Origin of the sequence: Pseudomonas fluorescens (assembly GCF_001307275.1) — a bacterium.
GTDB classification, from domain to species: Bacteria; Pseudomonadota; Gammaproteobacteria; order Pseudomonadales; family Pseudomonadaceae; genus Aquipseudomonas; species Aquipseudomonas fluorescens_AA.
Genome location: NZ_CP012831.1, coordinates 2,628,797 through 2,647,864, shown reverse-complemented (window position 1 = coordinate 2,647,864; position 19,068 = coordinate 2,628,797). Strand labels below are relative to the sequence as shown.

Sequence of the window (19,068 nt, the reverse complement as noted above, 5' to 3'; positions counted from 1 at the left end):
GGGTTTCCTTAAGTTGGCTGGGCTGCAGCGGTGCGTGGGTTGCGACGCTGACGACGAACCATCTCGCCCGCCAGGGCCAGGTAAGCCAGCGCACCACGGGATTGTTTGTCGTAGGCCAGGGCCGGCATGCCGTAGCTCGGCGCTTCGGCCAGACGGATGTTACGGGGGATGACGGTGTCGTAGAGCTGCTCGCCGAAATGTTCCTTGAGCTGGGCCGAGACATCGTTCATCAGGCTCAGGCGCGGGTCGTACATGGTCCGCAACAGCCCTTCGACCTTCAGGTCCGGGTTCAACAGTTCGGCGATGCGCTTGATGTTATCCACAAGGTCGCTCAACCCTTCCAGGGCGAAGTACTCGCACTGCATGGGGATAATGACCCCATCGGCGGCCACCAAGGCGTTGAGGGTCAGCATCGACAGCGACGGCGGGCAGTCGATCAGGATGTAATCGTAGTTTTCCCGGATCGGCGCCAAGGCGCTGCGCAGGCGGCTTTCCTTCATCTGCATTTCCAGCAGCACCACTTCGGCCGCCGTCAGGTCACGGTTGGCCGGCAGCAGTTGATAACCGCCATGTTCGGAGAAGTGCATGGCCTGGCCCAGATCGCATTCGCCGATCAGGACGTCGTAGATGGAGTTTTCCAGGCCATGTTTATCCACACCGCTGCCCATGGTGGCGTTGCCCTGTGGATCGAGATCGATCAACAGCACCCGGCGCTTGGTCGCGACCAGGGATGCTGCGAGGTTGATGCAGGTGGTGGTCTTGCCCACACCACCTTTCTGGTTCGCTATCGCGAATACCTTAGCCATTCTTGCTTGTGTTCCCAATCATGCCGTGCGGCGCAGTATCAGCAGATGGCGTTGGCCTTGGCAACCGGGTACGGCCAAGGCGTGTTCGCTATCGAGGTGGAAGTCTGCCGGCAATGCTACCAGCTCATCGGCCGGATGAACGCCCTTCATTGCCAGCCAGCGCGTATCGGCGTCGCCCAGGTGGCGAGTCCAGTTGCTGAAGTTCTCCATGCTGCTGAACGCCCGGGAAATGATCCCGTTGAACGGCTCGGCAGGCTGGAACGCTTCGACGCGGCTGTGGATAACTTGCAGGTTATCCAGTTTGAGTTCGAGTTTGACCTGGGTCAGGAAGCGGGTTTTCTTGCCGTTGCTGTCCAGGCAGGTCACTTGCGAGTCGGGAAACAGGATCGCCAGCGGGATTCCCGGCATGCCACCGCCACTGCCAACGTCCAGCCAACGACCATTTTCGATGAAGGACATGACGCTGAGGCTGTCGAGCAAATGCCGCGAGACCATTTCATCCGGATCGCGCACGGCGGTCAGGTTGTAGGCCTTGTTCCATTTGATCAACAGCGCCAGATATCCCAGCAATTGCGCATGCTGGGCTTCGCTCAGGCTGACGCCGAGTTCACGGGCACCTGTGGATAATTCTTCAGCGTGTTGCGAGGTGACCATCGAACTCAAGCGCTTTGCTCCAACTGGCGGCCCGCGCCGCGTTTTTTCAAATGAATCATCAACAGGGAAATCGCCGCCGGCGTGACGCCGGGAATGCGCGAGGCCTGGCCCAGGGTCTCTGGACGGGTCGCACCGAGCTTGCTCTGGATTTCTTTCGACAACCCGGAAATGCCGGTGTAATCGATATCCACAGGCAGCTTGGTGTCTTCGCTGGCGCGCAGGCGGGCGATTTCATCCTGCTGGCGGTCGATGTAACCGGCGTACTTGGTCTTGATCTCGACCTGTTCGGCCACCTGCGGATCTTCCGCGCCCTGGCCGGTCACTTCCACCAGCCCGGCGTAATCGATTTCCGGACGGCTCAAGAGGTTGAGCAGGTTGTATTCGTGGGTCAGCGGGGTACCGAATTTCGCCGCGATGGCATCGCCCTGCTCGGTACCGGGACGAACCCAGGTGCTTTTCAGGCGTTGCTCTTCCAGCTCGATACGCTCGCGTTTCGTGCAGAAAGCGGCCCAGCGCACGTCATCCACCAGACCCAGCTCGCGACCTTTCTCGGTCAGGCGCAGGTCGGCGTTGTCTTCACGCAGGATCAGGCGATATTCGGCGCGGGAGGTGAACATCCGATACGGTTCCTGGGTACCCAGGGTAATCAGGTCGTCCACCAGCACACCGATGTATGCCTCATCGCGGCGCGGGCACCAGCTGTCTTTGCCCTGGGCCCGCAGTGCCGCGTTGGCACCGGCCAACAACCCTTGGGCGCCGGCCTCTTCGTAACCGGTGGTGCCGTTGATCTGCCCGGCGAAAAACAGGCCGCCGATGACTTTGGTTTCCAGACTGTACTTCAGGTCACGCGGATCGAAATAGTCGTATTCGATGGCGTAGCCAGGGCGAACGATATGGGCGTTTTCCATGCCGCGAATCGATTGCACGATCTGCAGTTGCACATCGAACGGCAGGGAGGTGGAGATCCCGTTCGGGTACAGCTCATGTGTGGTCAGGCCTTCCGGCTCAATGAAGACCTGGTGGCTTTCCTTGTCGGCAAAGCGATGGATCTTGTCTTCGATCGACGGGCAATAACGTGGGCCGATGCCTTCGATTTCACCGGCAGCGGAATACATCGGCGAACGATCGAGGTTCGCCGCAATGATTTCATGGGTGCGGGCATTGGTGTGGGTGATCCAGCAACTGACTTGCCGTGGATGCTGTTCCTTGTTGCCCATGAACGACATTACCGGGATCGGCGTATCGCCAGGCTGCTCGGTCATCACCGAGAAATCCACAGACCGACCGTCGATACGCGGTGGCGTACCGGTTTTCAAGCGCCCGACACGCAATGGCAGCTCACGCAAACGGTGAGCCAGAGCGATCGACGGCGGATCACCCGCGCGCCCGCCGGAAAAGTTCTGCAAACCAATGTGGATAAGTCCGCCGAGGAAGGTCCCGGTGGTCAACACCACGGAATCGGCGAAGAAACGCAGGCCCATCTGCGTCACGACACCGCGTACCTGATCCTGCTCGACGATCAGGTCATCGGCCGCTTGTTGAAATATCCACAGGTTCGGCTGGTTTTCCAGGATTTCGCGGACAGCGGCCTTGTACAGGATGCGGTCGGCCTGGGCGCGAGTAGCGCGCACGGCTGGGCCTTTGCGGCTGTTCAATACGCGAAACTGGATCCCCCCCTTATCGGTGGCCATGGCCATCGCGCCCCCAAGGGCATCGATCTCTTTGACCAGGTGGCTTTTGCCAATGCCACCAATGGCAGGGTTGCAGCTCATGGCGCCGAGGGTTTCCACGTTATGCGTCAGCAACAGGGTTTTTGCTCCCATGCGCGCTGATGCAAGTGCTGCCTCGGTACCGGCATGACCGCCGCCGATGACGATCACTTCAAAACGGGAAGGGAAATCCACCACGCACCTCGTGCCTGCTTTATTCAGGTAATTCGGAAATAGGTTTTGAGTCTGGCCCTGGGCGTTTTTCGAGCCAGGTCGGCAAGTATAGGGACTTCATCCTTTCTAAAGAACCCTTTGCACAAAATTTAACCAGCTGTGGAGAACTCGCGGTTAAAAAAATAAAAAAGAAAGAAATTTATAAAATCTTTGTTTTTATGTTTATTCTTACTGCCCCACCTATCTGTGGATAACGTTCTGTAGGCCTTTATTTACGTTGTGTACAGAGATTCAAAACCCTGTGGTCATGTGGCATTGAGGGGCTTGGATAACCGGTGTAAGCCTGTGGATGAATGAGGTGGTTATCCACAGAGGCGGTTATCTTCAGTTTTGAAGGCCGCTTATCAACCGACCTCAATGGCAGTTATTCACAGGGCTTAATCCACAGAAAACCGCCGCTACGGGTCGCATCAGCGCCCACAGGCAAGCCGCCATCAGGGGCAATCGGTTCAAAAAAAGAGAGGGGGAACCGGGTTTGCGTTGCGCTCGTCAGATTGTCGAGGACAAACCCGGTTGCAAAGGAGGGGCTATTTACCGATACAAAAGCTGGAAAAGATCCGCCCCAGCAAGTCATCGGAGCTGAAGGCGCCGGTAATTTCCCCAAGGGACTGTTGCGCCTGGCGCAGGTCTTCGGCCAACAACTCACCAGCCCCCGCCAAGGTCAGCTGCGCGCGACCGTGTTCCAGGGCGGCACTGGCATGGCGCAACGCTTCAAGGTGCCGCCGGCGAGCGCTGAAGCTGCTTTCCGAGGTCTGTTCGTAGCCCATGCAGGCTTTGAGGTGCTCGCGCAGCAGTTCCAGGCCTTCGCCTGCCGACTTCGCGCTCAGGCTGATGCTCACGTGCCCGTCATCGCTGACTTGCAGGGCAATCGATTCCCCAGTCAGGTCGGCCTTGTTGCGAATCAGGGTGACTTTCGCGGGATCCGGGCGGACCTCGAGGAACTCCGGCCACAACGCAAACGGATCGTCCGCTTCCGGTGCGGTGGCATCGACCACCAGCAACACACGATCGGCCTCGCCAATAGCTTTCAGTGCCCGCTCAACCCCGATCTTTTCCACATGATCGTCGGTGTCGCGCAAACCGGCTGTATCCACCACGTGCAGCGGCATGCCGTCGATGTGGATATGTTCACGAAGGATGTCCCGGGTGGTGCCGGCGATCTCGGTGACGATCGCCGCCTCGCGGCCGGCCAGGGCATTCAACAGGCTGGATTTGCCGGCATTCGGTCGGCCAGCGATCACCACGGTCATCCCATCGCGCAACAAGGCACCCTGCCCGGCTTCGCGCAGTACTGTGGATAACTCATCGCGCACTTTATCGAGCATGCTCAGCACGTGGCCATCGGCGAGGAAGTCGATTTCCTCTTCCGGGAAGTCGATCGCGGCCTCGACGTAGATCCGCAGGCCGATCAATTGCTCGGTGAGGTTATGCACACGCTGGGAAAACGCTCCCTGCAAGGAACGTAACGCGTTGCGTGCAGCCTGTGCAGAACTGGCTTCGATCAAATCGGCGATCGCTTCAGCCTGGGCCAGGTCGAGCTTGTCGTTGAGGAACGCCCGCTCGCTGAATTCCCCCGGCCGGGCCAGTCGACAACCCAATTCCAGGCAGCGCTTGAGCAGCATGTCCAGCACGATGGGGCCGCCATGTCCCTGCAGTTCCAGTACGTCTTCGCCGGTGAACGAGTTTGGCCCCGGGAAATACAAGGCCAGCCCTTCGTCGAGCACCTGCTGGTCATCACTGAAAAACGGGCCGTAATGGGCGAACCGCGGCTTGAGTTCACGACCGCTGATAGCCTTGGCCGCGGCACTGGCCAAGGGCCCCGAAATACGGACGATGCCGACACCGCCGCGACCTTGGGCGGTGGCAACGGCGGCGATGGTTTCACGCAGTGCGCTCATAAACCGGTATCCAGACAAAAGTGGCAGATAGCAAAACGCCCCACTAGGGGGCGTTTTGTGTGGTTATCCACAGAGCAAGTTACGCCTCGGCTTTTTTAGTCGCCGCTTCGATCTTACGCGTGATGTACCACTGCTGCGTGATGGACAGCACGTTGTTCACAACCCAGTACAGCACAAGACCCGCCGGGAACCACAGGAAGAAGAAGGTGAAGATGATTGGCATCATTTTCATGACCTTCGCCTGCATCGGGTCCGGAGGCGTCGGGTTCAGTTGCTGCTGGATGAACATGGTCGCGCCCATGATGATCGGCAGGATGAAGAACGGATCCTTGATCGACAGGTCGGTAATCCACAGCATGAACGGTGCCTGGCGCATCTCCACGCTTTCCAGCAACACCCAGTACAGCGACAGGAACACTGGCATCTGCACAAGAATCGGCAAGCATCCACCCAGCGGGTTGATCTTCTCTTTCTTGTACAGCTCCATCATGGCCTGGGACATTTTCTGCCGGTCATCGCCATGCTGTTCTTTCAGGGCGGCCAGTTTCGGCGCCACTGCACGCATGCGCGCCATGGATTTGTAACTGGCGGCCGACAATGGGAAGAAGATCCCCTTGATCAGCATGGTCAAGAAAATGATCGACCAGCCCCAGTTACCGACGATGCTGTGGATATGTTGCAGCAGCCAGAAGATCGGTTGGGCAATGAACCACAGGAAACCGTAGTCCACGGTCAGTTCCAGGCCTGGGGACAACTCTTTCAGCACCGCCTGGCTTTTTGGACCGGCATACAGAATGGCGCTGGTTTCGGCTTTCGCACCTGGCGCGGCAGTCAATGTCGGGCCGGTGTAACCGATGATGAAGTTGCCCTTGCTGTCTTTACGCGTCTGGACAACGTTGCTGTCGCCCTTCTGCGGGATCCAGGCCGTTACAAAATAGTGCTGCAGCCAGGCAACCCAGCCACCTTGTACGGTTTCCTTGAGCTGACCTTTGTCCATGTCTTTCATGGACACTTTCTTGTACGGCTCCGAACTTGTCCACAGGGCGGCGCCCAGGTAAGTCGCGGTGCCGGTGGCCGTGCTGGAGGAAGGATCGTCGCTGGCGTCACGCTTGAGTTGCGCGAACATCGCACCGGACCAAGGCTGGGCGCTCTGGTTGTCGATCAGGTAGGAAACGGTGACGTCATACAGGCCACGTTTCAGGGTGAAACGCTTGATGTAATTGACGCCGTCCTTGCTGAACTTCAGGTCCACGACCAATTGGTCCTGACCGTCAGCCAGTTGATAAGTCTTCTTCTCGGCAGAGTAGACCGGGCGACCGGCCGGGTTCGAATCCGGGCCGTTGCTACCAATCAGGCCACTTTGGGCCAGATAGGTGCGCTCGTTACCGTTGTCGAACAACTGGAACGGGATGTCCGGATGATCCTGGCGACGCGGGTACAGCGGCAGCTTCAGCTGGGCGACGTCACCACCTTGTGGATCGATTGCCAGCTCGAGCACGTCCGTCTTGACCTGGATGAGATCTTTGCTTGCGGCCACAGGGGCTTCGGCAGGAGCGCTGGTATCGCTTGCCGCGCGTGGGATGTCGTCATTGTTGGCAGCGTTGTTGCCAACGGGAGCATCCGGCAGGCTCGGTGCGGTATTGCTGGCTGCAACATTCTGAGTCGGCAGGGCAGCCTGGCCATAGTCCTGGTTCCATTTAAGGACCATGACGTAGGACACGATTGCCAGGGCGACGATCAGGATCGTGCGTTTGATATCCATGATTACTCGGCCATCGAAGAAGAACGGGAGGTAGGGATAGGCGGAACCGGGTCATAACCGCCGGGATTCCACGGATGACAGCGACCTAAACGACGAAAGGTCAGCCAGCCACCGCGCAGGAGGCCATGATTTTCTATGGCTTCGTACGCGTAGCAGGAACAACTGGGGTAGAAACGACAGTGACTGGCCATCAAAGGACTAATGGCGTAGCGATAAAACTGGATCGGAACGAGTGCCAGTTTACGCATCGGGACTGTCTACCCCTGCAGTTTCGGTGTTGACTGCCGGTACTGGCTTGTTGCGTGCCAGACGTTTCCAGAGCTTGCCGAAATGCTGAATCAATTCGGGGTTTTCTACGTCACCCAAACCTTTGCGCGCGACGATAACGATGTCCCATCCAACCAGTGAATCCTGGTTCAGGCGAAACGATTCGCGCATCAGACGTTTGAGGCGATTGCGCTCAACGGAGAGCTTGACGCTCTTTTTCCCGATAACCAGCCCTAGTCGGGGGTGATCGAGATCGTTACTGCGCGCAAGGAGCAGGAGATTTTTCCCCGGAACCTTGCCGGTAGGGGAGTCAAAGACTGCCTTGAAATGCCGGGGTGTAAGCAGACGCTTTTCCCGACTGAAGTCCTGACTCACCTCCAGTGCCGGATTATCAAACTGCCAGACGCGCACGACCTTTGGCGCGACGACGCGACAGGACGGCACGACCGTTCTTGGTAGCCATGCGAGCACGGAAACCGTGGGTACGAGCGCGTTTGATAGTGCTTGGTTGGAAAGTACGTTTCATGTCGTGTTACCTGGTTCGTCCACAACGGGCCGGAATGGCCCCCGTTTTAAGAGACCGGGGATTCTAGAGAAAGCAAGCCTCTAGGTCAATTTCCAACCAGCGTTTCCTTTAAATAGATATCCAGCCGCTTTCGGCGGATTCATCACACAGCGCTAGATATAGAAATAAAGAAGGGAATTATTTAAAGCTTTTCTGTAAAGCTTATAAAAGCAAGGTCGCCACCTGTCTGTGGATAACCATCCCAAGGCCTTATAATCCGCCATGTACAGAGAATGACAACTACAGGGGAAAGCAGTGGCCAGCCTGTGCTGCGCTGTCGGATAAGCTGTGGGTGGAATGGCTGGTTATCCACAGGGCGGTTATCCACCGAGTTTCGCCCCCACTTGTGCAACGACCTCAGGCTCGGTTATCCACAGAGCTTATCCACCGACCGTCGGTCGTCTTTCTCTCGGTTAACGCATTGATAAATCATGGGCGATGAGCAACCTGCGTGTGGATAAGTGCACGTCCGCTCGCTACAATGGCCGCTTGTTTTTGCCTCACCGGCTTTCAACTTAGGGGATATCCGTGTCAGTGGAACTTTGGCAGCAGTGCGTGGAGCTTTTGCGCGATGAGCTGCCTGCCCAACAATTCAACACTTGGATCCGTCCACTACAGGTCGAAGCCGAAGGCGACGAGTTGCGTGTCTATGCACCGAACCGTTTCGTTCTCGACTGGGTCAACGAAAAGTACCTGGGCCGGGTCATGGAACTGCTCGACGAGCATGGCAATGGCATGGCGCCTGCGTTGTCCTTATTAATAGGCAGCAAACGCAGTTCGGCACCCCGCGCCGCGCCCAATGCGCCGCTGGCCGCCGCAGCGTCACAGGCCCAGCAGGCTGCCCCGGCTCCTGTGAACAATCATGCCGCCCCGGCGCCCGCGCCTGCCCCGAGCAAACGCAACACGCAAAAAGTCGCCGAAGTCAGCGAAGAACCTTCCCGGGACAGCTTCGACCCCATGGCCGGTGCCAGCTCCCAGCAGGCTCCGGTGCGGGCCGAACAGCGCACCGTCCAGGTCGAAGGCGCGCTCAAGCACACCAGCTACCTGAACCGGACCTTTACCTTCGAGAATTTCGTCGAAGGTAAATCCAACCAACTGGCCCGCGCGGCGGCCTGGCAGGTCGCGGACAACCCCAAGCACGGTTACAACCCGCTCTTCCTTTATGGCGGCGTTGGCTTGGGTAAGACCCACTTGATGCACGCGGTGGGCAACCATCTATTAAAGAAGAACCCGAATGCCAAGGTCGTGTACCTGCATTCCGAGCGTTTCGTGGCCGACATGGTCAAGGCGCTGCAACTGAATGCCATCAACGAGTTCAAGCGTTTCTACCGTTCGGTGGACGCCTTGCTGATCGACGACATTCAGTTCTTCGCCCGCAAGGAACGTTCCCAGGAAGAGTTTTTCCACACCTTCAACGCATTGCTTGAGGGCGGGCAGCAGGTCATTCTCACCAGTGACCGCTACCCGAAAGAGATCGAAGGCCTCGAGGAACGCCTCAAGTCGCGTTTCGGCTGGGGCCTGACGGTGGCCGTCGAGCCGCCGGAGCTGGAGACCCGGGTCGCGATCCTGATGAAGAAGGCTGACCAGGCCAAGGTCGAGCTGCCTCACGACGCGGCATTCTTCATCGCCCAGCGTATCCGCTCGAACGTGCGTGAGCTCGAAGGTGCCCTCAAGCGGGTCATCGCCCATTCGCACTTCATGGGCCGCGATATCACCATCGAATTGATTCGCGAATCCTTGAAGGACCTGTTGGCGCTCCAGGACAAATTGGTTTCTGTGGATAACATTCAGCGAACGGTTGCTGAATATTACAAAATCAAGATCTCCGACCTGCTGTCCAAACGCCGTTCCCGTTCGGTGGCACGTCCGCGCCAGGTGGCCATGGCCCTGTCCAAGGAACTGACCAACCACAGCCTGCCGGAAATCGGCGATGTGTTTGGCGGACGCGATCACACCACCGTGCTGCACGCGTGCCGCAAGATCAACGAACTTAAGGAATCCGACGCGGACATCCGCGAGGACTACAAGAACCTGCTGCGTACACTGACCACTTGATGACCACCAGCGCAGCTTATTAAGGCAAGGGACTAGACCATGCATTTCACCATTCAACGCGAAGCCCTGTTGAAACCCCTGCAACTGGTCGCAGGCGTCGTCGAACGCCGCCAGACCTTGCCGGTACTTTCCAACGTGCTGCTGGTTGTCGAAGGCCAGCAATTGTCGCTGACCGGTACCGACCTGGAAGTCGAGCTGGTCGGTCGTGTGCAACTTGAGGAACCGGCCGATCCGGGTTCCATCACCGTGCCGGCGCGCAAGCTGATGGACATCTGCAAGAGCCTGCCCAACGACGCGCTGATCGACATCAAGGTCGATGAGCAGAAGCTCGTGGTCAAGGCCGGTCGCAGCCGCTTTACCTTGTCCACACTGCCCGCCAACGATTTCCCGACCGTCGAAGAAGGCCCGGGCTCGCTGACCTGCAGCCTGGACCAGAGCAAATTGCGTCGCCTGATCGAACGCACCAGTTTCGCCATGGCCCAGCAGGACGTGCGTTATTACCTCAACGGCATGCTCCTGGAAGTGTCGGCCGGCGTTATCCGCGCCGTCGCCACCGACGGTCACCGCCTGGCCATGTGCTCGATGCAGGCCGATATCGGTCAGCCGGATCGCCACCAGGTGATCGTGCCGCGTAAAGGTATCCTGGAGCTGGCCCGTCTGCTGACCGAGCCCGACGGCAACGTCAGCATCGTGTTGGGCCAGCACCACATCCGCGCCACCACCGGTGAGTTCACCTTCACGTCGAAGCTGGTAGACGGCAAGTTCCCTGACTACGAGCGCGTGCTGCCAAAAGGCGGTGACAAGCTGGTTCTGGGCGATCGCCAGGCCCTGCGCGAAGCCTTCAGCCGTACCGCGATCCTGTCCAACGAGAAGTACCGCGGCATTCGTCTGCAACTGGCCAACGGGCAGTTGAAGATCCAGGCGAACAACCCGGAGCAGGAAGAAGCGGAAGAAGAAGTAGGCGTTGAGTACAACGGTGGCTCCCTGGAAATCGGCTTCAACGTCAGCTACCTGCTCGACGTGCTGGGTGTGATGACCACCGAGCAAGTGCGTCTGATCCTGTCTGACTCCAACAGCAGTGCGCTGGTGCAAGAGTCTGATAACGACGATTCGGCTTACGTCGTCATGCCGATGCGTCTGTAATCATGCCCAGCAGAAGCTAGATGTCCTTAAGTCGCGTCTCGGTCACCGCGGTGCGCAATCTGCACCCGGTGACCTTCTCCCCCTCCCCCCGCATCAATATCCTTTACGGCGCCAACGGCAGCGGCAAAACCAGCGTGCTGGAAGCCGTGCACCTGCTCGGGCTTGCCCGTTCGTTCCGCAGCACCCGGCTGTTACCGGTCATCCAGTACGATCAACTGGCGTGCACGGTGTTCGGGCAGGTGGAACTGGCGGAAGGTGGCCATAGCGCCTTGGGGATCTCGCGGGACCGGCAAGGGGAGTTTCAGATCCGCATCGATGGGCAGAACGCCCGCAGTGCTGCACAGCTGGCCGAGATCCTGCCGTTGCAGCTGATCAATCCGGACAGCTTCCGCCTTTTGGAAGGCGCGCCGAAGATTCGCCGGCAATTTCTCGACTGGGGCGTGTTCCACGTGGAACCGCGCTTCATGACGACTTGGCAGCGCTTGCAGAAGGCGCTGCGCCAGCGAAACTCTTGGCTGCGACATGGTACACTTGACGCCGTTTCGCAAGCGGTTTGGGACAGGGAACTGTGCCAGGCCAGCGCTGAAATCGATGAATACCGCCGCGCTTACATCAAAGCCTTGAAACCGGTCTTCGAGCAGACCTTGAGCGAACTGGTTGAGCTTGAGGGCCTGACGCTCAGCTATTACCGAGGCTGGGACAAGGACCGGGAACTGAGCACCGTGCTGGCTGGCTCGCTGCAGCGGGACCAGCAGATGGGCCATACCCAGGCTGGACCACAACGCGCTGACTTGCGCCTCAGATTGGGCGCACATAACGCCGCGGACATCTTGTCCCGGGGGCAGCAGAAGCTAGTGGTGTGTGCCTTGCGTATCGCCCAGGGGCATCTGGTCAGCCAGGCCCGGCGCGGTCAGTGTATTTATCTGGTGGATGACTTGCCGTCCGAGTTGGACGAAGCCCACCGCCGCGCGCTGTGCCGCTTGCTGGAAGACTTACGCTGCCAGGTGTTCATCACCTGTGTAGACCACGAATTATTGAGGGAAGGCTGGCAGACGGAAACGCCAGTCGCCCTGTTCCACGTGGAACAGGGCCGTATCACCCAGACCCACGACCATCGGGAGTGAAGGCATTGAGCGAAGAAAATACGTACGACTCAACGAGCATTAAAGTGCTGAAAGGCCTGGATGCCGTACGCAAACGTCCCGGTATGTACATTGGTGACACCGACGATGGCAGCGGTCTGCACCACATGGTGTTCGAGGTGGTCGACAACTCCATCGACGAAGCCCTCGCCGGCCATTGCGACGACATCAGCATCATCATCCACCCGGATGAGTCCATCACCGTTCGCGACAACGGCCGTGGCATCCCGGTAGACGTGCACAAAGAGGAAGGCGTTTCCGCCGCCGAGGTCATCATGACCGTCCTCCACGCTGGCGGTAAGTTCGACGATAACTCCTACAAGGTCTCCGGCGGTCTGCACGGCGTAGGTGTATCGGTGGTGAACGCGCTGTCCGAACAGCTGGTGCTCACGGTACGCCGCAGTGGCAAGATCTGGGAACAGACCTACGTCCATGGCGTGCCTCAGGCACCGATGGCGATCGTTGGCGACAGCGAATCCACCGGCACCCAGATCCATTTCAAGGCGTCGAGCGAAACCTTCAAGAACATCCACTTTAGCTGGGACATCCTGGCCAAGCGGATTCGCGAACTGTCCTTCCTCAACTCCGGTGTCGGCATCGTCCTCAAGGATGAGCGCAGTGGCAAGGAAGAGCTGTTCAAGTACGAAGGTGGCCTGCGGGCGTTCGTTGAGTACCTGAACACCAACAAGACTGCGGTCAACCAGGTGTTCCATTTCAACATCCAGCGTGAAGACGGCATCGGCGTGGAAATCGCCCTGCAGTGGAACGACAGCTTCAACGAGAACCTGTTGTGCTTCACCAACAACATTCCACAGCGCGACGGCGGTACCCACTTGGTGGGCTTCCGTTCGGCGCTGACCCGTAACCTGAACAACTACATCGAACAGGAAGGCCTGGCGAAGAAGCATAAAGTCGCCACCACCGGTGACGATGCCCGCGAAGGCCTGACGGCGATCATTTCGGTGAAGGTACCGGATCCGAAGTTCAGCTCCCAGACTAAAGACAAGCTGGTGTCTTCCGAAGTGAAGACCGCGGTCGAACAGGAAATGGGCAAGTATTTCTCCGACTTCCTGCTGGAGAACCCGAACGAAGCCAAGCTGGTGGTCGGCAAGATGATCGACGCCGCCCGTGCCCGTGAAGCCGCGCGCAAGGCCCGTGAGATGACTCGCCGCAAAGGCGCGCTGGATATCGCCGGCCTGCCGGGCAAACTGGCCGACTGCCAGGAAAAGGACCCTGCCCTGTCCGAGCTGTACCTGGTGGAAGGTGACTCTGCTGGCGGTTCCGCCAAGCAGGGCCGCAACCGTCGCACCCAGGCCATCCTGCCGCTCAAGGGCAAGATCCTCAACGTCGAGAAGGCGCGCTTCGACAAGATGATTTCCTCCCAGGAAGTCGGCACCTTGATCACCGCGCTGGGCTGCGGCATTGGCCGCGAAGAGTACAACATCGACAAGTTGCGCTATCACAACATCATCATCATGACCGATGCTGACGTCGACGGTTCGCACATCCGCACCCTGCTGCTGACATTCTTCTTCCGTCAGTTGCCGGAGCTGATCGAGCGCGGCTACATCTACATCGCCCAGCCGCCGCTGTACAAGGTCAAGAAAGGCAAGCAAGAGCAATACATCAAAGACGACGACGCCATGGAAGAGTACATGACGCAGTCGGCCCTGGAAGACGCGAGCCTGCACCTGAACGAAGACGCCCCCGGTATTTCCGGTGAAGCCCTCGAGCGCCTGGTCAACGACTTCCGCCTGGTGATGAAGACCCTCAAACGCCTGTCGCGCCTGTATCCACAGGAACTGACCGAACACTTCATCTACCTGCCAGCCGTGAGCCTGGAGCAACTGTCCGATCACGCAGCGATGCAGGATTGGCTGGCCCAGTACGAAGTACGCCTGCGCACCGTCGAAAAATCCGGCCTGGTCTACAAAGCCAGCCTGCGCGAAGACCGTGAGCGTAACGTCTGGCTGCCGGAGGTCGAACTGATCTCCCACGGCCTGTCGAACTACGTCACCTTCAACCGCGACTTCTTCGGCAGCAACGACTACAAGACCGTCGTATCCCTTGGCGCGCAACTGAGCACGCTGCTGGACGAAGGTGCGTACATCCAACGGGGTGAGCGCAAGAAAGCCGTGACCGAGTTCAAGGAAGCCCTTGAATGGCTGATGGCGGAAAGCACCAAGCGCCACACCATCCAGCGATACAAAGGTCTGGGTGAAATGAACCCGGATCAGCTGTGGGAAACCACCATGGACCCAAGCTCGCGCCGGATGCTGAAAGTCACCATCGAAGACGCCATTGGCGCGGACCAGATCTTCAACACCCTGATGGGTGATGCGGTCGAGCCTCGTCGTGACTTCATCGAGAGCAATGCGTTGGCAGTGTCCAATCTGGATTTCTGATCCTTCTGCAGCACCTGCTCCAGCAAAAAAGCCAACGCACATGCGTTGGCTTTTTTTTACGCTGGAAAATACCCACTCCTTCTAAGACCCATCGGTCAAAAACGGTGTAACTGGGTAACACCCTGGCATAAAGCCTTCATTGTCAATGGGTTAGGAATTGGATGAAGGCCCCGGATACCGGGGACTTTGGATTTCCTGGCGCAAAACTTGCGTGTTTAATAACTTACACATCGTTTTTTTAAATTTACAGAAAGCGATGGGTCGAGGTGGTACGAATAAATCCAAATGCCAAGGGTAGTCTCAATGAGCGGTACGCAAACTTCCGATAATCTGGCGCAAGGGCTCAAGCCCCGTCATGTGACGATGCTTTCCATAGCCGGTGTGATTGGCGCCGGTCTGTTCGTCGGCTCCGGCCATGCGATCGCAGCGGCCGGTCCAGCCGTGTTGTTGGCCTACGCTGCCGCGGGTGCCTTGGTGGTGCTGGTGATGCGGATGCTGGGGGAAATGGCGGTGGCGTCGCCGGACACGGGTTCCTTCTCGACGTATGCGGACCGGGCGATTGGTCATTGGGCGGGCTTCACCATCGGCTGGCTCTACTGGTGGTTCTGGGTCCTGGTGATTCCACTGGAGGCCAACGCTGCCGCAACGATCCTGCACGCCTGGTTCCCGAACGTGGCGATCTGGGTCTTCACGTTGGTCATCACCCTCCTGCTGACGGTCACCAACCTGTTCAGTGTGAAGAATTACGGAGAGTTCGAATTCTGGTTCGCCCTGGTCAAGGTGGTGGCGATCATCGGCTTCATCGGGCTGGGTCTGATGGCGATATTCGGTGTTCTGCCAACCAGCCAGGTCAGCGGTGTTTCGCACCTGTTCGACACCCAGGGCTTCCTGCCCAATGGCATGGGCGCGGTGCTGGGGGCGATCCTGACCACCATGTTTTCGTTCATGGGCACCGAGATCGTGACCATCGCGGCGGCCGAATCGAAGAACCCGGGCCAGCAGATTTCCAAGGCAACCAACTCGGTGATCTGGCGGATTGGTTTGTTCTACCTCGTCTCCATTTTCATCGTCGTCGCCCTGGTGCCATGGAACGACCCGCTCCTGGCCAGTGTTGGCTCCTACCAGACGGTGCTGGAGCGCATGGGCATCCCCAATGCCAAGCTGATCGTCGATATCGTGGTCCTGGTAGCGGTCACCAGTTGCCTGAACTCGGCGCTGTACACGGCTTCGCGCATGATGTTCTCGTTGGGCAAGCGCGGTGATGCGCCGGCCGTTTCCCAGCGCACCAACAAGAGCGGCACACCTCACTGGGCGGTGATGTTGTCGACCGGTGCGGCCTTTTTGGCGGTGTTCGCCAACTACGTGGCACCGGCGGCGGTCTTCGAATTCCTGCTGGCCAGCTCTGGCGCCATTGCGTTGCTGGTGTACCTGGTCATTGCGGTTTCGCAATTGCGTATGCGCAAACAACGCATGGCTCGCGGGGAAAAAATCGCTTTCAGCATGTGGCTGTTTCCCGGCCTGACCTACGCGGTGATTGTCTTCATCGTCGGGGCCTTGACCATCATGCTGTTCCAGGAAGCCCATCGCGTGGAGATCCTTGCGACCGGTCTGCTGAGTGTCTTGGTGGTGATATCCGGCGTGCTGATACAGCGTCGGCGGATCGTAAAAGCAGGAAGCCCGGTACCGACGATCGGGTGATATCCATTGGGTGGCGAGGAAGCTTGTTCCCGCTTGGGTGCTAAGCGCTCACAAAAGGGGCTGCTGCGCAGCCCAGCGGGAGCAAGCTCCCTCGCCACAGATGCCATTCAATATGAGCAGTCGGTTCCCTAACTGGCCACCGACGCCTCACTCCCCGCCAGCACACTCTCCAACCGATACCCATACCCGTAGATCGTCAGTAACTGCCAACCCCGATCCGCCGTCAGCCCGAGCTTGTTGCGCAGGCGATAGATATGGGTGTCGAGTGGGCGGGACGAGGTCATTTCCTCGTGGGTCCAGAAGCGTTCGTAGAAGTATTCCCGGGACAGCGGCCGGCCCAGGTTGGCGAACAGGCACCGGGCCAGGCGGTATTCCCGTTCGGTCAGGCTGATGGGGATGCCGGCGCGGGTGATGGTCAGTTCGGCGTCGTCGAACGCCAGGTCGTTGAACACCAGCACGTCGCTGGCAGGCGCGCGTTGCAGGTTGTGACGGCGCAGCACGGCTGTGACCCGGGCCTTGAGCTCGTTGGGCCTGAAGGGTTTGCTCACATAGTCGTCGGCGCCGGCGTTGAGGGCCTGGACGATGTCGTGCTCGCCGTCGCGGCTGGTCAGCATGATGGCGGCCGGTGGCGAATCCATGTGCTCGCGGGTCCAGCGCAGCAAGGAAAGCCCGCTGATGTCGGGCAGTTGCCAGTCGAGGATCAACAAGTCGAAGGTTTCCCGCCGCAGTTGCCGCAACAAGTCTTCCCCACGTTCGAAACTGTGCAGGGTCCAGGCTTGCTCGCCTCTGCCGGGGATTTGTTGCAGCGTCTGTTCTACCCGGCGCAACTCGGCCGGTTCATCGTCCAGTATGGCGACACGCATGGAATGCGATTCCTTGATCTCGAGAGTAACGGACATCTTCAGGTGGCAATGAAAGGCAGCCAGTGGCTGATTCATTGACCTGTCGCTGGCTGCGACAATACCGGCTCGCGACACAGAGGGAAAGGCAGCAGCGCGCCACCCATCGAGTCCGTTATAGTCGTGGGCTTTCAAGCCTGTCGACTTACGCAGGCCAGTGAAGATATCCACAGTCCTTGAGTTCGGCCAGGAGGCCTATGAGTAACCAGCGTCGCCGTGAAAGTCGTGAACCCACCCAGGTTCAGCGGTTGTTTCGACAGTTGGTGCGGGAGTGGTTGTGGATAAGTCTGCTGCTGTTGCCGCTGACGGCCTTGTTGTCATTGAGCAGTCAATCCACCGATAACCATTCAGGCGCCGCGTTGTTGTCGGTGTGCCTGGTGGGTTGTGTATTGGGCTTGCTGCTGTTGCGCCCGCGCCTGGCCCTGTGGACAACGGTAGGTGGTATGAGCCTGGCCCTGTTGATCAGCGCCATGTTGGGTGCGCGGGGGTGGTGGTGGTCGCCCGTGGCGAGCGTGCTGGGGATCATGTTCGGCTACCTGATCTGGAACTGGCGACGGCTGAGCGTGGTGTTGGCCTATTTCGGTTGGGAGCTGGCACGCCTGGACGCGGAGCCCAAGGTCTTCCCGGAGCGTCGTCGCGCCTCCTACGCCGGCAGCGACCGTTTGCAGGGCCAGATCATGGCCCTGGAACAAGCCATGAGTCGAACCCGCGACACCCGGCGCTTCATTGCCGATGGCTTGGAATACTTGCCGGTGGCAACCATGATCAGCGATCCCCAAGGCAAGCTGCTGCTGGGTAACCGAAAGGCACGCGAGCTGTTCGGCCATGGCCTGGCGGGCGGCGATGTGCTGGAGCACCTTGGGCAATTGGGTTATCCGGGGCTGGAGCACGGGGCGCATCACCGGTTATCCACATTGCCCTTGGTGGAGTTTCGCGACATTCGCGAGCGTAGCTTGCGCCTGGAGCGGGCTGCACTGTTGCCGGTGGATGGCGATGCGCCGATTGGCTGGTTGCTGAGCCTCACGGACCTGAGCGCCGAACGTGAGGCGGAAGAGCAGCGCAGCGTCATGCTGCGGTTCCTCTCCCATGACTTGCGCGCCCCTCACTCGGCGATCCTTGCGCTGCTCGATGTGCAGCGGCATCAGGCGGGTGGCGATCATCCGCTGTTCGACCAGATCGAGCGCCAGGTACGGCGCGCCCTGGACCTGACCGAGGGCTTCGTACAACTGGCCAAGGCCGAATCCGAGGCCTATCAATTCCAGCCGACGCTGTTCGCCATGCTGGTGTTGGACGTGCTCGATCAGGCGCTGCCCATCGCCCAGGCAAAGCGTATTCGGTTGGTTCACGAAATAGAGGATGAAGATGCGATGGTGCGGGCGGATCAATCGTTATTGACCCGTGCCCTGTTCAATCTGCTGGAAAATGCCATCAAGTACAGCCCGTCCGACGCCTGTATTTCCCTGCAGGTTCATTGCATCTCGGGTTGGTTGATCTGCAATGTCGCCGACCAAGGCAAGGGCATCAGCGCCGAAGAACTGCCGGACCTGTTCAGTCAGTACCGGCGGTTTTCCTCGGCTCAAGGGGTCGATGGAATTGGCCTGGGATTATCGATGGTCAAGGCCGTGGTCGACCATCACGAGGGGAAAATCGAGTGTCGTAGCGTGGTGGGTAAAGGCACGACCTTCAGCCTGCGCTTCCCGTTATTGGAAGATTGAAAAGATCGCAGCCTTTGGCAGCTCCTACAGGACGTTTCCAACCCCCGAAGGCTACGATATTTTGCTGCTATAAAAACTTATGCACCTGAACGTGGGTTTTATGTGTTTATGAAATA

General features: G+C 58.9%; 15 protein-coding genes. 6 read left to right on the top strand and 9 right to left on the bottom strand.

From position 1 onward, the window contains the following. Positions 1-8: 8 nt before the first annotated feature. The 8 genes from AO356_RS11690 to rpmH form a co-directional block, all read right to left on the bottom strand. Positions 9-806: a ParA family protein gene (locus AO356_RS11690; RefSeq protein ID WP_003207100.1), complete on the bottom strand. Its 798-nt coding sequence runs from the start codon at positions 804-806 to the stop codon at positions 9-11. Positions 807-824: 18 nt separating this feature from the next. Continuing rightward, entirely contained in the window at positions 825-1,460 is a 636-nt protein-coding gene (gene rsmG / locus AO356_RS11685; RefSeq protein ID WP_170842301.1) for a 16S rRNA (guanine(527)-N(7))-methyltransferase RsmG, read from the bottom strand. A 5-nt stretch (positions 1,461-1,465) separates the two neighbouring features. After that, positions 1,466-3,364: a tRNA uridine-5-carboxymethylaminomethyl(34) synthesis enzyme MnmG gene (gene mnmG / locus AO356_RS11680; protein WP_060739910.1), complete on the bottom strand. Its 1,899-nt coding sequence runs from the start codon at positions 3,362-3,364 to the stop codon at positions 1,466-1,468. A gap of 566 nt (positions 3,365-3,930) precedes the next feature. Beyond that, a complete protein-coding gene (gene mnmE / locus AO356_RS11675) occupies positions 3,931-5,301 on the bottom strand; it encodes a tRNA uridine-5-carboxymethylaminomethyl(34) synthesis GTPase MnmE (protein WP_060739909.1) in 1,371 nt (456 codons plus the stop codon). Between the two features lie 79 nt (positions 5,302-5,380). After that, positions 5,381-7,063 (bottom strand): membrane protein insertase YidC, encoded by a 1,683-nt coding sequence (yidC, locus tag AO356_RS11670; protein WP_060739908.1) that lies wholly within the window; start codon positions 7,061-7,063, stop codon positions 5,381-5,383. A gap of 2 nt (positions 7,064-7,065) precedes the next feature. Continuing rightward, positions 7,066-7,311, bottom strand: coding sequence for a membrane protein insertion efficiency factor YidD (gene yidD, locus AO356_RS30855; protein ID WP_010465488.1), 246 nt, complete (start codon positions 7,309-7,311; stop codon positions 7,066-7,068). Continuing rightward, entirely contained in the window at positions 7,304-7,705 is a 402-nt protein-coding gene (rnpA, locus tag AO356_RS11665) for a ribonuclease P protein component (protein WP_060743105.1), read from the bottom strand. Before rnpA ends, yidD begins: the two co-directional genes overlap by 8 nt. Before the next feature lie 16 nt (positions 7,706-7,721). Beyond that, on the bottom strand, positions 7,722-7,856 hold the full coding sequence (rpmH, locus tag AO356_RS30850) for a 50S ribosomal protein L34 (RefSeq protein WP_003213577.1): 135 nt from the start codon (positions 7,854-7,856) through the stop codon (positions 7,722-7,724). Between the two features lie 567 nt (positions 7,857-8,423). Between rpmH and dnaA the strand changes: the two genes are divergently transcribed. From dnaA to gabP, 5 genes are all read left to right on the top strand, one after another. Continuing rightward, complete coding sequence (dnaA, locus tag AO356_RS11660) at positions 8,424-9,950, top strand: chromosomal replication initiator protein DnaA (RefSeq protein ID WP_060739907.1); 1,527 nt, start codon at positions 8,424-8,426, stop codon at positions 9,948-9,950. Positions 9,951-9,989: 39 nt separating this feature from the next. Further along, positions 9,990-11,093: a DNA polymerase III subunit beta gene (gene dnaN, locus AO356_RS11655; protein WP_003196145.1), complete on the top strand. Its 1,104-nt coding sequence runs from the start codon at positions 9,990-9,992 to the stop codon at positions 11,091-11,093. 20 nt (positions 11,094-11,113) lie between these two features. After that, positions 11,114-12,217 carry a DNA replication/repair protein RecF gene (gene recF / locus AO356_RS11650; RefSeq protein WP_003196148.1) on the top strand — a complete coding sequence of 368 codons (1,104 nt, stop codon included), beginning with the start codon at positions 11,114-11,116 and terminating at the stop codon, positions 12,215-12,217. A gap of 5 nt (positions 12,218-12,222) precedes the next feature. Continuing rightward, a complete protein-coding gene (gyrB, locus tag AO356_RS11645; RefSeq protein ID WP_060739906.1) occupies positions 12,223-14,640 on the top strand; it encodes a DNA topoisomerase (ATP-hydrolyzing) subunit B in 2,418 nt (805 codons plus the stop codon). Between the two features lie 303 nt (positions 14,641-14,943). Continuing rightward, the gene (gene gabP / locus AO356_RS11640) at positions 14,944-16,338 is read left to right on the top strand and encodes a GABA permease (protein ID WP_060739905.1); all 1,395 of its coding nucleotides are present in this window, start codon (positions 14,944-14,946) and stop codon (positions 16,336-16,338) included. Positions 16,339-16,466: 128 nt separating this feature from the next. Here the strand turns inward: gabP and AO356_RS11635 are convergent, their stop codons facing one another. Further along, positions 16,467-17,201: a response regulator transcription factor gene (locus AO356_RS11635; protein WP_060739904.1), complete on the bottom strand. Its 735-nt coding sequence runs from the start codon at positions 17,199-17,201 to the stop codon at positions 16,467-16,469. A 233-nt stretch (positions 17,202-17,434) separates the two neighbouring features. Here AO356_RS11635 and AO356_RS11630 point away from each other — a divergent pair, with 233 nt between their 5' ends. Next, the gene (locus AO356_RS11630) at positions 17,435-18,952 is read left to right on the top strand and encodes a sensor histidine kinase (protein ID WP_060739903.1); all 1,518 of its coding nucleotides are present in this window, start codon (positions 17,435-17,437) and stop codon (positions 18,950-18,952) included. The last annotated feature ends 116 nt before the right edge of the window (positions 18,953-19,068 follow it).